Source organism: Variovorax sp. WDL1, from assembly GCF_001541225.1.
Classification (GTDB): domain Bacteria; phylum Pseudomonadota; class Gammaproteobacteria; order Burkholderiales; family Burkholderiaceae_C; genus Variovorax.
Genome location: NZ_LMTS01000198.1, coordinates 1 through 14,626 on the forward strand (window position 1 = coordinate 1; position 14,626 = coordinate 14,626).

The 14,626-nt window shown below is 65.8% G+C and carries 16 protein-coding genes and 1 pseudogene; 5 read left to right on the forward strand and 12 right to left on the reverse strand.

What is annotated here, in order from left to right; all coding sequences use genetic code 11:
• The 3 genes from APY03_RS25935 to APY03_RS25945 form a co-directional block, all read right to left on the reverse strand.
• A partial coding sequence (locus APY03_RS25935) for an RNA recognition motif domain-containing protein (RefSeq protein WP_068681503.1) occupies positions 1-374 on the reverse strand: 374 nt, incomplete at its 3' end.
• 265 nt (positions 375-639) lie between these two features.
• Positions 640-918, reverse strand: a complete 279-nt coding sequence (locus APY03_RS25940; RefSeq protein ID WP_068681406.1) for a hypothetical protein — start codon at positions 916-918, stop codon at positions 640-642.
• A gap of 182 nt (positions 919-1,100) precedes the next feature.
• On the reverse strand, positions 1,101-2,561 hold the full coding sequence (locus APY03_RS25945; protein WP_068681408.1) for an NAD-dependent succinate-semialdehyde dehydrogenase: 1,461 nt from the start codon (positions 2,559-2,561) through the stop codon (positions 1,101-1,103).
• 201 nt (positions 2,562-2,762) lie between these two features.
• On the opposite strand from APY03_RS25945, the gene APY03_RS41805 reads away from it, so the two are divergent.
• From APY03_RS41805 to APY03_RS25950, 3 genes are all read left to right on the forward strand, one after another.
• A complete protein-coding gene (locus tag APY03_RS41805; RefSeq protein ID WP_157103462.1) occupies positions 2,763-2,918 on the forward strand; it encodes a hypothetical protein in 156 nt (51 codons plus the stop codon).
• A 34-nt stretch (positions 2,919-2,952) separates the two neighbouring features.
• Positions 2,953-3,075, forward strand: a complete 123-nt coding sequence (locus APY03_RS45395; RefSeq protein WP_269475628.1) for a hypothetical protein — start codon at positions 2,953-2,955, stop codon at positions 3,073-3,075.
• Between the two features lie 229 nt (positions 3,076-3,304).
• Positions 3,305-3,655, forward strand: coding sequence for an alpha/beta hydrolase (locus APY03_RS25950; protein ID WP_068681410.1), 351 nt, complete (start codon positions 3,305-3,307; stop codon positions 3,653-3,655).
• Between the two features lie 54 nt (positions 3,656-3,709).
• On the opposite strand, the pseudogene APY03_RS25955 reads toward APY03_RS25950, so the two are convergent.
• Both APY03_RS25955 and APY03_RS25960 read right to left on the reverse strand, forming a co-directional pair.
• Positions 3,710-3,994: pseudogene (locus tag APY03_RS25955) on the reverse strand (GNAT family N-acetyltransferase); the annotation flags it as partial.
• Positions 3,995-4,036: 42 nt separating this feature from the next.
• Positions 4,037-4,960: an SDR family oxidoreductase gene (locus APY03_RS25960; protein ID WP_068681414.1), complete on the reverse strand. Its 924-nt coding sequence runs from the start codon at positions 4,958-4,960 to the stop codon at positions 4,037-4,039.
• A gap of 41 nt (positions 4,961-5,001) precedes the next feature.
• On the opposite strand from APY03_RS25960, the gene APY03_RS25965 reads away from it, so the two are divergent.
• Positions 5,002-6,066 carry a CDP-6-deoxy-delta-3,4-glucoseen reductase gene (locus tag APY03_RS25965; RefSeq protein WP_068681415.1) on the forward strand — a complete coding sequence of 355 codons (1,065 nt, stop codon included), beginning with the start codon at positions 5,002-5,004 and terminating at the stop codon, positions 6,064-6,066.
• A 58-nt stretch (positions 6,067-6,124) separates the two neighbouring features.
• Positions 6,125-7,102 carry a Bug family tripartite tricarboxylate transporter substrate binding protein gene (locus APY03_RS25970; RefSeq protein WP_068681417.1) on the forward strand — a complete coding sequence of 326 codons (978 nt, stop codon included), beginning with the start codon at positions 6,125-6,127 and terminating at the stop codon, positions 7,100-7,102.
• Positions 7,103-7,123: 21 nt separating this feature from the next.
• Here the strand turns inward: APY03_RS25970 and APY03_RS25975 are convergent, their stop codons facing one another.
• The 7 genes from APY03_RS25975 to APY03_RS26005 form a co-directional block, all read right to left on the reverse strand.
• Positions 7,124-7,840 carry an ABC transporter ATP-binding protein gene (locus tag APY03_RS25975; protein WP_068681419.1) on the reverse strand — a complete coding sequence of 239 codons (717 nt, stop codon included), beginning with the start codon at positions 7,838-7,840 and terminating at the stop codon, positions 7,124-7,126.
• A 1-nt stretch (position 7,841) separates the two neighbouring features.
• Positions 7,842-8,612, reverse strand: a complete 771-nt coding sequence (locus APY03_RS25980) for an ABC transporter ATP-binding protein (protein ID WP_068681421.1) — start codon at positions 8,610-8,612, stop codon at positions 7,842-7,844.
• A gap of 17 nt (positions 8,613-8,629) precedes the next feature.
• Entirely contained in the window at positions 8,630-9,817 is a 1,188-nt protein-coding gene (locus APY03_RS25985; protein ID WP_068681423.1) for a branched-chain amino acid ABC transporter permease, read from the reverse strand.
• Positions 9,818-9,830: 13 nt separating this feature from the next.
• A complete protein-coding gene (locus APY03_RS25990; protein ID WP_068681425.1) occupies positions 9,831-10,760 on the reverse strand; it encodes a branched-chain amino acid ABC transporter permease in 930 nt (309 codons plus the stop codon).
• A 245-nt stretch (positions 10,761-11,005) separates the two neighbouring features.
• Positions 11,006-12,301, reverse strand: coding sequence for a replication-associated recombination protein A (locus APY03_RS25995; protein ID WP_068681427.1), 1,296 nt, complete (start codon positions 12,299-12,301; stop codon positions 11,006-11,008).
• A 67-nt stretch (positions 12,302-12,368) separates the two neighbouring features.
• On the reverse strand, positions 12,369-13,007 hold the full coding sequence (lolA, locus tag APY03_RS26000) for an outer membrane lipoprotein chaperone LolA (protein ID WP_068681429.1): 639 nt from the start codon (positions 13,005-13,007) through the stop codon (positions 12,369-12,371).
• A gap of 13 nt (positions 13,008-13,020) precedes the next feature.
• On the reverse strand, positions 13,021-14,626 hold a 1,606-nt coding region (locus APY03_RS26005), incomplete at its 5' end, for a DNA translocase FtsK (protein WP_232324412.1).

Here is a 14,626-nt window from a genome sequence, read left to right on the forward strand (position 1 = left end):
TAGCCACCGCCGCCGCTGCGGCTCCCGCCACCACCGCCGCCGCCGTAGCCGCCACCGCCGCCGCCACCATAACCGCCGCCACCGCTACGGCCACCGCCGCCGCCGAAGCCGCCAGGCGAACGGGGCTCCATCGGACGGGCCTCGTTGACTGTCAGAGCGCGGCCTTCGAGCGACTGGCCATTCAGGCCTTCGATTGCTGCAAGCGCTTCCGAATCGGTGCCCATTTCCACGAAGCCGAAGCCCTTGGAGCGACCGCTGTCGCGTTCCATCATGACCTTGGCGCTGGCAACGGAACCATAGGCGGCGAACGCCTGTTCCAGATGGTTGTCGCGGACGGAGTAGGCGAGGTTGCCTACGTAAAGTTTCTTGCCCATTGAGGACTCCTAATCAAACAAAAAAACAATCGATGGAGTCCCAGAGTCACAACAAGCAAGGATGCGCAGTGGCGCGAAACTGAACCGATTACCCAATGCGAAGCCAAAGCGAACTAAAGCGACGCCCCGGCATTGTCGCGCACTTCTGGGCGCCGTGGTCAAGATTCCTACAAAGGGAAACGCCTAGTTCTCCGAGGCGCCCTGATCGGCGAGTCTCTTGGCTCGTGCGCGCGCATGCGGCGCCCGCTGGGCTTCCGCCCTTCCTCTAGGCCTTTGCCTGCGCCTCCAGCCGTCGGTTGGCATCCAGCGCGTACAGCACGGCCTTCTCGTCCTGGCCCTTGCCCGATGCATCCCCCATCGAAATCTGGGCCGAGCCGTAGAGCTCGCGCTCCAGTCGCTTCGCACGCTCGGAATACATGCGGGCCAAGGCACCATGATGCTCGGCGGCCGCCTGGTGCTCGATGCGCGCCAAGTGGGCTTCCTCGAGCAGGGCCATGACGCGCCGCAGATGGCCATTCCGGTTGGGTTGGAAAAAACTGAACATCGGGATCCTCCATCACGAGCAAACAGAAACTCTTTGTAGCTGCAGTCGCCGGTCCGGCGCTGTAGGTGCAGCGCTCTTGTAGATCTGTCGTCATGAATTAGTTCTCAGTTTTACCGATTCTCTGCGCCTCGCCATCCTCCAAAAGTCTTACTCCGCCTTCACCGCCACATTTGCCGGACGGCCTATTTGTCCAGCCCTGCCAGACAGACGTACTTGATCTCGAGAAACTCGTCCAATCCATACTTGGAGCCCTCGCGTCCCAATCCGGACTGCTTGACGCCACCAAAGGGCGCCTCGGCGGTGGAGATCAGGCCGGTGTTCACTCCCACAATGCCCGATTCGAGCTGCTCGGCGACGCGCATGATGCGGCCGATGTCCCGGCTGTAGAAGTACGACGCCAGCCCGAACTCGGTGTCGTTGGCCAGCGCGATGGCCTCGGCCTCGGTGTCGAAGGCGAAGACGGGCGCCAAAGGGCCGAAGGTCTCCTCGTGCGCGACCAGCATGTCCCTGGTTGCGCCCGCCACCACGGTGGGCTCGTAGAAGCGGCCGCCCAGCGCATGGCGCCTGCCGCCGGTGAGGACCTTGCCGCCCTTGACCAGTGCATCGGCCACATGCTCCTCGATCTTCGCCACCGCCTTGTCGTCGATCAGCGGCCCCTGGGTGACGCCCGGCTCCACGCCGTTGCCCACCTTCAGCGCGCGCACCTTGGCCACCAGCTTGTCGGTGAAGTCGGCCAGGACGCCCTTCTGGACGTAGATGCGGTTGGCGCACACGCAGGTCTGGCCGGTGTTGCGGTACTTCGAGACCATCGCGCCCTCGACTGCGGCATCGATGTCGGCATCGTCGAACACGATGAAGGGTGCGTTCCCGCCGAGCTCGAGCGAGAGCTTCTTGATGGTGTCGGCCGACTGTTTCATCAGCATGCGCCCGACTTCGGTGGACCCGGTGAAGGTGAGCTTGCGCACCGTGGGGTTGCGCGTCATCTCGCCGCCGATCTTCGAGGCCGAGCCAGTCAGCACCGACAGCAGGCCCTTCGGCAGCCCCGCGCGCTCGGCGAGTTCTGCAAAGGCCAGCGCCGAGAACGGGGTCTGCGTGGCAGGCTTGACCACCATCGCGCAGCCCGCGGCCAATGCTGGCCCCGCCTTGCGCGTGAGCATCGCGGTCGGAAAGTTCCAGGGCGTGATCGCGGCTGTCACGCCGATGGGCTGCTTGAGCGCGAGGATGCGGCGGTCGGCTGAGGGCGCGGGAATGGTGTCGCCGTAGACGCGTCGCGCCTCGTCGGCGAACCAGTCGATGAACGAAGCCGCATAGGCGATCTCGCCCTTGCTCTCGGCAAGCGGTTTGCCTTGCTCGGCTGTCATGATGAGCGCCAGGTCGTCCTGGTTGGCGAGCATCAGGTCGTTGAGCTTGCGCAGGATCGCGGTGCGCTCCTTGGCCGGCCGCCGCGCCCAGTCGCGCTGTGCGGACTCGGCCGCGGCGATGGCGCGTTGCGTTTCTTCCGCACCGCACGACGGCACGGTGCCGATCTGCTCGCCTGTGGCCGGGTTGGATACGGGAATGGTTTCGCGCGTGTCTGCGTCGATCCATTCGCCCGCGAGAAAAACCTGCTGGCGCAGGAGAGTGGGATCTTTCAAATTCAGCATGGGATGGGTGCCTCCTGCCGCAAGCTTGCATCGCAGCGACCCAGTTGTCGAGGGCCTCGCCGCCTTGTCAGTCAAGGCCGACGCCCGCTAGCCGGATGCGACGGACACGCGCTGCGCCGTCGAACCGACGAGTCGCCGCGCCGCCAGCCGCTGGCTTCCGGCACCGCTTGTGCCTAAAACATGCAACATTGGAGGCACGTCATGGACAAGATCATCCTGGACTCGGCGGGCGATGGCCGCGGCTACGAATGCCTCGGACTGCACGGCTCTCGCATCCTTACCCGCAGCCACGCCGAAGCCTGCTTCTGGCATTCGCTCGGCTATGTTGTGCTCCACTATTCGCATTGGGCGGCCTGAAAGGGACACACATCGCCTTCAGGGAGAAGAAGCCATGCTCATCGTCATCAGGACTGTTCCGCGGGAGCAGGATGCGCGCCTCGTGATCGCGTGCATACGCGCCTGCATCTGGGCGGCCGTCGAAGGACGTCCCTTCTGCCCGCTGCGCCAAGACTGATCTGGCCGTCGCCGGCACTCCTGACCGGCCTTCGCTGAAAGATCGAGAACGCGAGCCGTGCTGCCTGCGCGACGGCACCGGCGCGGCCCGGTCGCATCGTCATGCGCATAGCGGGGCGGCGCCCCGATTGTTTCCAGGCTGCGAACACCGCGGTTCAAAGCGTGACGTCTTTTCGAGGGCTGTTTGTCCCACACTAATTTCCATGGACAACCCGTCTGAAGGACCAGAAATGAAAGCCTCGAAACTCATCGCCACTGCCGCTCTTTCCCTCCTGGCCGTCGCCGGGGCGCAAGCGGAAACCTACGAAGGCGTGCACCCCCTGACTTCCTCGGCCACCCGCAGCGAAGTCGCCACGCAAGCGGTTGCCGCCGCGCGCGCCGGCAACGTCTATGCTGACGGCACCAGTGCCGGCGTGCAGACCTTCAACTCCACCGCCGACCGCGCTCAAGTGCGTGCGGAAGCCGTTGCCAAGGCTCACGATCCGTTCGCGAGTCTCGATCGCCGCGCCTTCTATCGCGACGAAGTCCCCGCTGCGTACAAGAAGCCGAAGGTGTCGTTCACGCGTCAAGCCGGCCTCTGAGCCCAGGACGAATAAAAGCAAAACGAGGACGGGCCTCACACGGCCCGTTCTTTTTCAGCTGCGTGCCTGCGCCATAGAGGCCAGCCATGCTCCTCTCGATAGCCTGTAGAGCACATGCCGCAGCAGGGGATGGCCCGCGGGCACCAGGGGATGATCGAAGTCATCTGCCGGTGACTGCGTCATGCCGAGCCGCTGCATGACGGCGCGCGAGCGTGTGTTGGCCGGTACGGTGAAGGCGACGAGCTCATCGAGTCCGGCCCTCTCGAAACCGAAGGCAAGCGCCGCGCGCGCCGCTTCGCTTGCATAGCCGCGGCCCAAGTAAGCCGGGGCCACGCGCCAGCCGACCTCGGGTCAGCCGGTGCAGAAGGCTTCTTGAACCAGCTACGGCAGCAGGCCTGTGGCAACGGTCGGATACCGCAAGCGTACGCGCAGCTCCCGCTTCAGCCGCTTGTTGTTCAGCCGGCGCGACTCGTTCATGAAGCTCATCTGCGACAAAGGGAGCTTCGCCTGGGCTTCCTCGCGCGCAATTCGAGGCGGGCGCGGCAGGCCGTAGAGGTCGGCCGCGAAGTCAATGTAGTCGCCGATCTTCAGCTCGCTGTCGTCGCTCACATGGAACACGCGCTGCGGGCCGCCGCGCCACAGCGCCGTGACGCAGGCGCGTGCCAGGTCGTCGGCGTGGATGTGATTGGTGTAGACATCGTCCTCGGTGCGCAGCACCGGTGTGCGCTTGTGCAGCCGCTCGCGCGGCGTGCCACCTTCGCGATCCGGCGCATAGATGCCGGGAATGCGCAGGATGCGCGTAGCGACGCCAGTGCGGCCCAGCCAGCGTACGACGCGCTCGGCATCGACGCGGCGGTGCGCGCGGGGGGTGCCGGGCCGCACGGTGCGCGTCTCGTCGATGCGCGCGCCGCCGCAGTCGCCGTAGACGCCGCTGGTCGAGCCGTAGACGAGCGCGGCTGGTGGCGTGCGCAGGCGCAGTGCGTGCACGAGCGCGGCGGTGCGGTCGTCGCGCCACCAGCGCGCGCCTTCCGCGCGCGCTGGTGGCGCGAGATGCAGCACGCGCGTGGCCAGGCCCGAGAGGCGGCGCAAGGTGGCGGGCCGGTCGAGATCGGCCACGATGGGCGTAAGGCCGGCCTCCCGCAGCGCGGCCACCCGGTCGGGCGAGGAGGTCAGCGCGATCAGGCGCACGCGACCGCGCAGGACGCGTGCCGCCCGCAGGCCGACGTCGCCGCAGCCGACCACGAGCACGCGCTCACGGCGGAAGCGGGTAGGCCTGCTGCCGAACGGGCTGTTGAATGCGGGCAAAATCGGTTCCCTTTCTGCTGAACGAGAGTCGAAGAATACCCATGACGAGCGCAGCGCCGGACGAGGCGGGCTTTCACATCACTGTCGAGCCGAGTGGACGGCACTTCACCGCCCAGGCCGACGAAACCATTCTTGCGGCTGGTATCCGTCAAGGCATTGGCCTGCCCTATGGCTGCAAGGACGGGGCGTGCGGTTCCTGCAAGTGCAAGAAGCTCTCGGGCGAGATCACGCTGCGCATGCATCAAAGCAAGGCGCTGAGCGCGGAAGAAGAGGCGGCAGGCTACCTGCTGACCTGCTGCGCGACAGCGCGCAGCGACGTGGTGCTGGAATCTCGCCAGGTCACCGACGCCAATGCCTTCCCGATCCGCAAGATGCCGGTGCGCGTGCAGTCCATCGTGAAGAAGTCCCACGACGTGGTGATGCTGCGGCTCCAACTGCCGGCGGGCGAACCGCTGCAGTTCCATGCGGGCCAGTACATCGAGTTCATCCTGCGCGACGGCACGCGGCGCAGCTATTCGATGGCGAACGCGCCGCACACGCTGGGCGAACCGGGCACCGGCATCGAGTTGCATATCCGGCACCTGCCAGGGGGCAAGTTCACGGACCACGTGTTCGGCGCCATGAAGGAAAAGGAAATCCTGCGCATCGAGGGGCCGTACGGCAGCTTCTTCCTGCGTGAGGATTCCGACAAGCCGATGATCCTGCTGGCCTCGGGCACCGGCTTCGCGCCGATCAAGGCGCTGCTGGAGCACATGAAGTTCAAGGCCATCGATCGGCCGGCCGTGCTGTACTGGGGTGGGAGGCGGCCCGTAGACCTGTACATGGACGACTGGGTCAGCTCGGCGCTGGAGGCGATGCCGAACCTGCGCTATGTGCCTGTGGTCTCGAACGCGGTGCCGGACGATGACTGGCACGGACGGACCGGCTTCGTGCATCGGGCGGTGATGGACGACTTCGCCGACCTGTCCGCCCACCAGGTGTACGCCTGCGGCGCGCCCATCGTGGTCGATTCCGCGAAACGGGACTACGTGGCGCAGCGAGGGCTCCCGGAAGACGAGTTCTTCGCGGATGCGTTCACGACGGAGGCGGACAAAGCGCTGCCCTGAGCGGGAGAGGGACTAACACCGAGTCCTCGCCGCCTCGCGTCCACGCACAATCGGGCCCATGAAAACCAGAGACTTCCTCCTCACCCTCCTCGCCTCCACGGCCCTCCTCGCCACCACCCACGCCTCCGCCCAGTCGGCGCAACATCCGATCCGCCTGGTCGTCCCCTACGCCGCCGGCGGCCCGATCGACGTCACGGCCCGCGTGCTAGCCGAGCGTGTGAAGGACACCCTGGGCCCGGTCATCATCGACAACAAGCCGGGCGCTGGCGGCAACATCGGCGCCGACGCGGTGGCAAAGGCCGCACCCGACGGGCTCACGATCGGCATCGCGGCCACTGCAACCAACGCTGTCAATCCCTGGCTCTACAGCAAGATGCCCTTCGACGCCGCCACCGCCTTCGCGCCCATCACCCAGATGGTGCGGGTGCCGAACGTGCTGGTGATGAACGCGGAAACCGCGCAGCGCCTGAAAGTCAACGACCTGCGCGACCTGATCGCCTACGCCAAGGCCAACCCCGGCAAGCTCAACTACGGCAGCGGCGGCAACGGCAGCGCCGGCCACCTGGCGGGCGAGATGTTCAAGAAGGAAGCCGGCATCTTTGCCGTGCACATCCCGTACAACGGCGGCAACCCGGCTCAGCTCGCGCTGCTTTCGGGCCAGGTCGACTTCAACTTCGACAACCTCGCGACCGCCGCGCCGAACATCCGCTCGGGCAAGCTGAAGGCGATCGCGGTGACCACCGCCGAGCGCAGCAACGCACTGCCGGAGGTGCCGACCGTCGCCAGCACGCTCAAGGGCTTCGCCATCGACACCTGGTGGGGCCTGGTGGCGCCGGCAGGCACGCCGGCGCCCGTGCTGGACAAACTTAACCGTGCCTTTGTCGCGGCGCTCAACGCGCCCGAGACCAGGACCCGCTTCGCCTCGCTGCTGGCCGAGCCGGTCGCGAACACGCCGGATCAGTTCGGCGCGTTCATGAAAAGCGAGCTCGCAAAATACGAGAAGGTGGTCAAGGCCACCGGCGCAAAGGTCGATTGATCCGCAGGCTGGGGAGAGCTACTACTCCCCCAGATACGCCGCTCGCACCTTCGGGTCGCTGAGCATCACCTTGGCGTCCCCGCTCATGGTGATCAGCCCCGACTCCATCACGTAGCCGCGATCGGCCAGCTGCAGTGCGCGGCTGGCGTTCTGCTCCACCAGCAGCACGGTGACGCCCTGGTCATAAACCTGTTTAACCACCTCGAAGATCTTGTCGACCATGATCGGCGACAGGCCCATCGAGGGCTCGTCGAGCAGCAGCACCTTGGGGCGTGCCATCAGCGCGCGGCCCATCGCGAGCATCTGCTGCTCGCCGCCCGACATGGTGCCGGCCAGCTGCGTGGCGCGCTCCTTCAAACGCGGGAAGGTGGCGAACACGCGATCGATGTCCTTGGCGATCTCGGCCTTGTCCTTGCGGATGTAGGCGCCGATCTGCAGGTTTTCGGTGATGGTCATGCGCGTGAACACGCCGCGCCCCTCGGGCACCATCACCAGGCCTTCGCCCACCAGGTCCCAGGCGCCGCGGCCCTTGATGCTCTTGCCGAGGAACTCGATGCTGCCGGCGACGAAGGGCAAGGTTCCGGTAATGGCCTTCATGGTGGTGGTCTTGCCCGCGCCGTTGGAGCCTATCAGCGAGACCAGCTCGCCCTCTCGCACCTCGAAATCGATGCCCTTCACCGCCTGGATGCCGCCGTAGGCGACCTTCAGGCCGCTCACTTTCAAAAGCGTTTGTGCCATTTCAATGTCCTCCCGTGCCGAGGTAGGCCTCGATCACCTTCTCGTTTCTCTGAACCTCCGCCGGCGTGCCTTCGGCGATTTGCTTGCCGTAGTCGAGCACCGTCACGCGGTCGCACAGGCCCATCACCAGCTTCACGTCGTGTTCGATCAGCAGGATGGTGCGATCGTCCTTGCGGATGCGGTCGATCAACTCGCGCAGCAGCACCTTCTCGGTGGCGTTCATGCCAGCTGCGGGCTCGTCGAGCGCGATCAGCTGCGGGTCAGTGGCGAGCGCACGAGCGATCTCGAGCCGGCGCTGGTCGCCGTAGCTCAGCGTACGCGCCTTGTAGTCGGCGTACTTGCCGATGCCCACGTAGTCGAGCAGTTCGTGCGCGCGCGTGGCGATCGCCTCCTCCTCGGCCTTGAAACGGCCGGTGCGGAACATCGCGCCCAGCACGCCCGAGTGCGTGCGCACGTGGCGGCCGACCATCACGTTTTCAAGCGCGGTCATTTCCGAGAACAGGCGGATGTTCTGGAAGGTGCGCGCAATGCCGGCCTTGGCGACTTCGTGCACGGCGGTGGGCTGGTAGGGCTTGCCGCCCAGCTCGAAGCTGCCGCTGTCGGGCGTGTACAGGCCGGTAATGACGTTGAAGAAGGTGGTCTTGCCGGCGCCATTGGGGCCGATCAGCCCGTAGACCTGGCCGCGCGTGATCTTGATGCCCACGTCGGACAGTGCCTGCAGGCCGCCAAAGCGCTTGGAGATGCCGCGGACGTGGAGGACGATGTCAGTCATGCTGGTGCTCCCCTCGTTCACGGATTGATGGACATGGGTCGCGAGGCAGCACCGGGAAGCTCGTCGGCGGGCGTCTCGACGCCCGGCGCGGCGGCGGGCATGCCGGATGCCGGCGCGGGCGCGACGCCCTTGCGCTGCAGCGACTTGCCGTGTTCCGGCGAGGGCCAGAGGCCGCGCGGGCGTACCAGCATGATGACGATCATGGCCAGCGCAATGAAGAGCTGGCGCAGGATCGAGGCGTCCAGGCGTCCGTCGGTCATGGCCTGAAGCGGCCCCGCCACGTAGCGCAGCACCTCGGGCAAAGCGGCCAGCAGCACCGCGCCCAGGATCACGCCTGGCAGGTGGCCGATGCCGCCCAGCACCACCATCGCCACGATCATCACCGACTCCATCAGGCTGAAGGACTCGGGCGAGACGAAGCCCTGGAACGCCGCGAACATGGCGCCCGAGACGCCGCCGAAGCTGGCGCCCATGCCGAACGCCAGCAGCTTCATGTTGCGGGTATTGATGCCCATGGCCTTGGCAGCGATCTCGTCCTCGCGGATCGCCATCCAGGCGCGGCCGATGCGCGAGAGCTGCAGGCGGTGCGAGATCAGTATGGTGATGAGAACCAGCGCGAGGAACAGGTAGTAGTACAGCGAGACCGAGGAGATCGTGTAGTCGCCGAGCTTGAGCGGCCTGCCCAGGTTGAGGCCCCAGAAATGCACCGGGTCGATGGCGGTAATGCCCTTAGGCCCGTTCGTGAGGTTGAAGGGATGATCCAGGTTGTTGAGGAACACGCGGATGATCTCGCCGAAGCCCAGCGTCACGATCGCGAGGTAGTCGCCGCGCAGCTTCAGCGTGGGCGCGCCGAGCAGCACACCGAACAGGGCGGCAAGCCCGAAGGCCGCGGGGATCACGAGCAGCAGCGAGCTGTGCAGGCCGTTCGGGAACATGGCCTTCATCGCCGGGAAGGTGTCCGTCAAGTGCGGCGAGCCGAGCAGCGCGAAGAGGTAGGCCCCGATCGCGAAGAAAGCCACATAGCCCAGGTCCAGCAGGCCGGCGTACCCGACCACGATGTTCAGTCCCAGTGCCAGCAGCACGTAGAGCAGCGCGATGTCGGCGATGCGGACCCAGGCATTGCCCTGGCTCTGCAGCAACAGCGGCAGCGCCAGCAGGAAGATGGCCGCGATCCCGATGTAGACGATTTTCTTCGTGTCTTTCATGGCGCGTTCTCCCTCAGGCCCGGTCCGCCACCCGCTCGCCAAGCAGGCCAGAGGGCCGCAGCGTGAGCATGATGATCAGCACGATGAAAGCGAAGATGTCGCTGTAATGGCTGCCCAGCACGTCGCCGGTGAGCGCGCCGATGTAGCCCGAGCCGATCGCCTCGATCAGCCCCAGAAGAATGCCACCGACCACTGCACCGGCGAGGTTGCCGATACCGCCGAACACCGCCGCGGTGAAAGCCTTCAATCCGGGAATGAAACCCATCGCATGCTGAGCGATGCCGTAGTTGGAGGCGTACATCACCCCGGCCACAGCTGCAAGCACCGCACCGATGATGAAGGTGGCCGAGATCACCATGTCGGGCCGGATGCCCATCAGTGCCGCGACGCGCGGATTCTCGGCGGTGGCGCGCATCGCCCGACCGAGCTTGGTGTAGTTGACCAGCCACATCAGCACCACCAGGCAGAAGGCTGTGACGCTGAGGATCATGACCTGCGTCGGCGAGATCACGGCGCCGCCGACGTGGATCGGCGTCGTGGACAGTAGGTTGGGGTAGGCCTTGTTGGTGGGCTTCCAGATGATCATCGCCAGGGTCTGCAGCAGGATCGACATGCCGATGGCGGTGATCAGCGGCGCGAGCTTGGGGCTGTTGCGCAGCGGCCGGTAGGCCACCTTCTCGATCGTGAAGTTGAGCGTGGCGGCGACCACGCAGGCAATGATGAGTGCAAGGATCAGGATGATCCAGCCGGGGGTGCCTGGCATCGCAGTCTGCATCCAGCCGATGATGGTCCAGCTGGTCAGCGCTCCGACCATGAGGACTTCGCCGTGCGCGAAGTTGATGAGGTTGATGATGCCGTACACCATGGTGTAGCCCAAGGCTATCAAGGCGTACATGCTGCCGAGGACCAGACCGTTGATGATCTGCTGCAGCAAGATATCCATAAAGAATTCCCTTTTTGTAATGAGACGCCCTTGGTTGGCGCCCGACGTACCAGGTGTGCCGGTTGGGCGCCCTGGTTTCGCTTAGCAAAAAACCCGCCAGCATGTATCGACGGCGGGTTTGTGGGCGGGATTGTAGTCACCTCGGATCGCCATTTTTGCGCGCAGCGACGGGGGTTTTCCCGCTGGCGCGGAGCATTCATGGCACGCCAGAGCGCAAGCCCGTATCAGGGGCGATACACCGCGTATCAGCGGCTCGCGTCTTCGTTGCGCTTGCGCAAATCTCGCAATTTCTCGGAGATGCGAATCTCGAGCCCGCGCTCCACCGGCCGGTAGAAGGGCTCCCGAGGCTCCATGCCTTCGGGCAGGTAGCGCTCCCCGGCCGCGAAGCCGCCTTCCTCGTCGTGTGCGTAGCGATAGCCCTTGCCGTAGTCGAGCTGCTTCATGAGCCGCGTCGGCGCGTTGCGCAGGTGCAGGGGCACGGGGCGCGTGCCGTCCTGCTGGATGAAGGCGCGGACCTCGTTGTAGGCTTGGTAGACAGCATTCGACTTGGGCGCGATCGCGAGGTACACCACGCACTCGGCAAGCGCCAGTTCCCCTTCGGGCGAGCCCAGGCGCTCGTAGACCTCGGCCGCGTCGAGCGCCAGTCGCAGCGCACGCGGATCGGCCAGACCGATGTCCTCGCTCGCCATGCGCACCAGCCGGCGTGCCATGTAGCGCGGGTCGGCGCCGCCATCGAGCATGCGCACGAACCAGTAGAGCGCAGCATCGGGGTCGCTGCCGCGCACCGACTTGTGCAGCGCGGAAATGGTGTCGTAGAACTGCTCGCCGCCCTTGTCGTAGCGGCGCATGCGCTCGCCCAGCACGCGCAACAGCCAGTCGTCGCCGATGTCGTCTCGCTTCTCGGCAGCGGCGGCAACGGAGAGGGTTTCGAGCGTGTTGAGCAGCCGGCGTGCATCGCCGTCCGCGTACGCCACGAGCCGCTCCACCGCCTTCGGCTCGATGGCAGGCACGGCATGGATGTCCTGTGCCCGGACGACGATCTGGCGCAGGTCCTCTTCGGTGAGCGACTTCAGCACGTACACCGCTGCGCGCGACAGCAGCGCCGAGTTGACCTCGAAGGACGGATTCTCGGTGGTGGCGCCAATGAAGGTGAACAGGCCGGACTCCACGTGGGGCAGGAAGGCGTCCTGCTGGCTTTTGTTGAAGCGGTGCACCTCGTCGACGAAGACGATGGTTCGGCGCTGCTCCAGGCCGTCGCGCGCGGCGGTCGCGCGCTCGACCGCGTCGCGAATGTCCTTCACGCCGCCGAGCACCGCGCTGATGCTGAGGAACTGCGCATCGAAGGCATCGGCCATCAGCCGCGCGATGGTGGTCTTGCCGGTGCCGGGCGGGCCCCACAGGATGCAGGAATGTGGCTGGCCCGATTCGAAGGCGATGCGCAACGGCATGCCCGGGCCGAGCAAGTGCTGCTGGCCGATGACCTCGCCCAGGGTCTTGGGGCGCAGGCGCTCGGCCAGGGGTTGATGAGAGGTCGGAGCCATGGAAGCCGTAGTGTCGCGCAAGCGTCGCGCAACGCTTCGGAATGGCGGCGGAGGCGTCGCCCGCGGGCTATTGCCGAATCACGTCGGCCCCGGCCGGCGCCTTGAACTGGAACGTGCTCGCGGGCAGCAGTGGATTCACCTCGACCTTGCTGAACTTCAGCACCGACCGCTGGCCAAAGCTGTCGAGAATCTCGAGCGAGGCCAGGGCGTCGCCCTGGAAGCCGATCTGCACGTTCTGCAGCTGGCCATCCTTGTTCTTGGGAGTGGCCTTGACCCATTGGAGGCCGTCGCGTTCGGGGGTGCCCTCAAGCGTGAAATCGGCTTGAAGGGCACGCAGGTCGGGCGCCGAAGCGATCAGCGCCGCCGGGGTCGAGCCCAGCGCCTGCGATTGCTTGCGCTGCGTGACCTGGTTCAGGTCGGCGTCATAGAGCCAGAGCGTCTCGCCGTCGGCCACGATGCTTTGCGCAAAAGGCTTCTTGTAATCGAACTTGAACTTGCCGGGCCGCTGGAATTCGAAGGTGCCGCTCGACACCTTGGCGCGCGAGGGCTGGCCCTCTTTCGGAGGCGCGGTGACCGTCTGGCTGAAATCGGCGCGGCCGGATTTCGCGTTCTTGACGAAGGCTTCGAGGCTTTCCATGCCGCCGGCCCATGCGCCGCCGGCGGCCATCATGCAAAAGGTGACAAGCAGTATCTTCTTCAACAGCATCCCTGTACTTCCGTCATTCGGCACGCGCCGGCACCAGGATCTCGCGCTGGCCGCTGCCGCTCATGGCGCTCACCAGGCCGGCGTGTTCCATGTCCTCGACCAGCCGCGCAGCGCGGTTGTAGCCGATCTTGAGGTGGCGCTGCACCAGCGAGATGCTGGCCTTGCGGTTCTTGAGCACGATCTCGACCGCCTGGTCGTACATCGGGTCCTTCTCGCCGCCTTCGCCACCGCCTTCACCGAGTAGATCGCCATCTCCGTCGACGGTTCCGCCTTCGAGCACCCCTTCGATGTAGTCCGGTTCCCCTTGGGACTTGAGGTAGGCGACGACACGGTGTACCTCGTCGTCGCTCACGAAGGCGCCGTGCACGCGCACCGGCAAGCCGGTGCCGCTCGGCATATAGAGCATGTCGCCCATGCCCAGCAAGGCTTCGGCGCCCATCTGGTCGAGGATGGTGCGCGAGTCGATCTTGCTCGAGACCTGGAAGGCGATGCGGGTGGGAATGTTGGCCTTGATCAGGCCGGTGATCACGTCCACGCTGGGCCGCTGCGTGGCGAGGATCAGGTGGATGCCGGCGGCGCGCGCCTTTTGCGCGAGGCGGGCGATCAGCTCCTCGATCTTCTTGCCGACCACCATCATCAGGTCGGCGAGCTCGTCGATGACGACCACGATGTGGGGCTCGCGCTTGAGCGGCTCGGGATCGTCCGGAGTCAGGCTGAAGGGGTTGTAGATGAACTCCTCGCGCGCCTTCGCCTCGTCGATCTTGGTGTTGTAGCCTGCAAGATTGCGCACGCCCAGCTTGCTCATCAGCTTGTAGCGGCGCTCCATCTCGGCCACGCACCAGTTGAGGCCGTGCGCCGCCTGGCGCATGTCGGTGACCACCGGCGCGAGCAGGTGCGGGATGCCCTCGTAGACCGACATTTCCAGCATCTTCGGGTCGATCATGAGCAGGCGAACATCGCGCGCCTCGGCCTTGTAGAGCAGGCTCAGGATCATCGCGTTGATGCCTACGGACTTGCCGGAGCCGGTGGTGCCGGCAACCAGCACATGCGGCATCTTCGCCAGGTCGGCGACGACCGGGTTGCCGATGATGTCCTTGCCAAGGCCCATCGTGAGCATCGACTTGCCCTCGTTGTAGACCTGCGAGCCGAGGATCTCGCTGAGGCGGATCGACTGGCGCTTGGCGTTGGGCAGCTCGAGCGCCATGTAGTTCTTGCCAGGGATGGTCTCGACCACGCGGATGGAGACCAGCGACAGCGAGCGCGCCAAGTCCTTCGCCAGGTTGACGATCTGCGAGCCCTTCACGCCGGTGGCCGGCTCGATCTCGTAGCGCGTGATGACGGGGCCGGGCGAGGCAAGCACCACGCGGACCTCCACGCCGAAGTCCTTCAGCTTCTTTTCGATCAGGCGCGAAGTCATTTCCAGCGTGTCGGCCGACACGGTTTCCTGGCGCCCCTGCGCGGCATCGAGCAGGTCCACCTGCGGCAGCTTGCTGTCGGGCAGTTCGCGGAACAGGGGCTTCTGGCGTTCCTTGGCAACGCGGTCGCTCTTCGGCACCTCTGTCATGGCGGGCTCGATCTGTACCGGCGGTGCAGGCGGCCGCCGCTTGAGGCGCGGGACG

What these genes read in the sequence shown, in the direction of transcription:
- APY03_RS25980 (WP_068681421.1), bottom strand. Translation starts at nt 8,612, where the DNA reads ATGACTGACATCGTCCTCCACGTCCGCGGCATCTCCAAGCGCTTTGGC.
- APY03_RS25970 (WP_068681417.1), top strand. Translation starts at nt 6,125, where the DNA reads ATGAAAACCAGAGACTTCCTCCTCACCCTCCTCGCCTCCACGGCCCTC.
- APY03_RS25965 (WP_068681415.1), top strand. Translation starts at nt 5,002, where the DNA reads ATGACGAGCGCAGCGCCGGACGAGGCGGGCTTTCACATCACTGTCGAG.
- APY03_RS25940 (WP_068681406.1), bottom strand. Translation starts at nt 918, where the DNA reads ATGTTCAGTTTTTTCCAACCCAACCGGAATGGCCATCTGCGGCGCGTC.
- APY03_RS25945 (WP_068681408.1), bottom strand. Translation starts at nt 2,561, where the DNA reads ATGCTGAATTTGAAAGATCCCACTCTCCTGCGCCAGCAGGTTTTTCTC.
- APY03_RS25995 (WP_068681427.1), bottom strand. Translation starts at nt 12,301, where the DNA reads ATGGCTCCGACCTCTCATCAACCCCTGGCCGAGCGCCTGCGCCCCAAG.
- lolA (WP_068681429.1), bottom strand. Translation starts at nt 13,007, where the DNA reads ATGCTGTTGAAGAAGATACTGCTTGTCACCTTTTGCATGATGGCCGCC.
- APY03_RS25990 (WP_068681425.1), bottom strand. Translation starts at nt 10,760, where the DNA reads ATGGATATCTTGCTGCAGCAGATCATCAACGGTCTGGTCCTCGGCAGC.
- APY03_RS25950 (WP_068681410.1), top strand. Translation starts at nt 3,305, where the DNA reads ATGAAAGCCTCGAAACTCATCGCCACTGCCGCTCTTTCCCTCCTGGCC.
- APY03_RS41805 (WP_157103462.1), top strand. Translation starts at nt 2,763, where the DNA reads ATGGACAAGATCATCCTGGACTCGGCGGGCGATGGCCGCGGCTACGAA.
- APY03_RS45395 (WP_269475628.1), top strand. Translation starts at nt 2,953, where the DNA reads ATGCTCATCGTCATCAGGACTGTTCCGCGGGAGCAGGATGCGCGCCTC.
- APY03_RS25975 (WP_068681419.1), bottom strand. Translation starts at nt 7,840, where the DNA reads ATGGCACAAACGCTTTTGAAAGTGAGCGGCCTGAAGGTCGCCTACGGC.
- APY03_RS25985 (WP_068681423.1), bottom strand. Translation starts at nt 9,817, where the DNA reads ATGAAAGACACGAAGAAAATCGTCTACATCGGGATCGCGGCCATCTTC.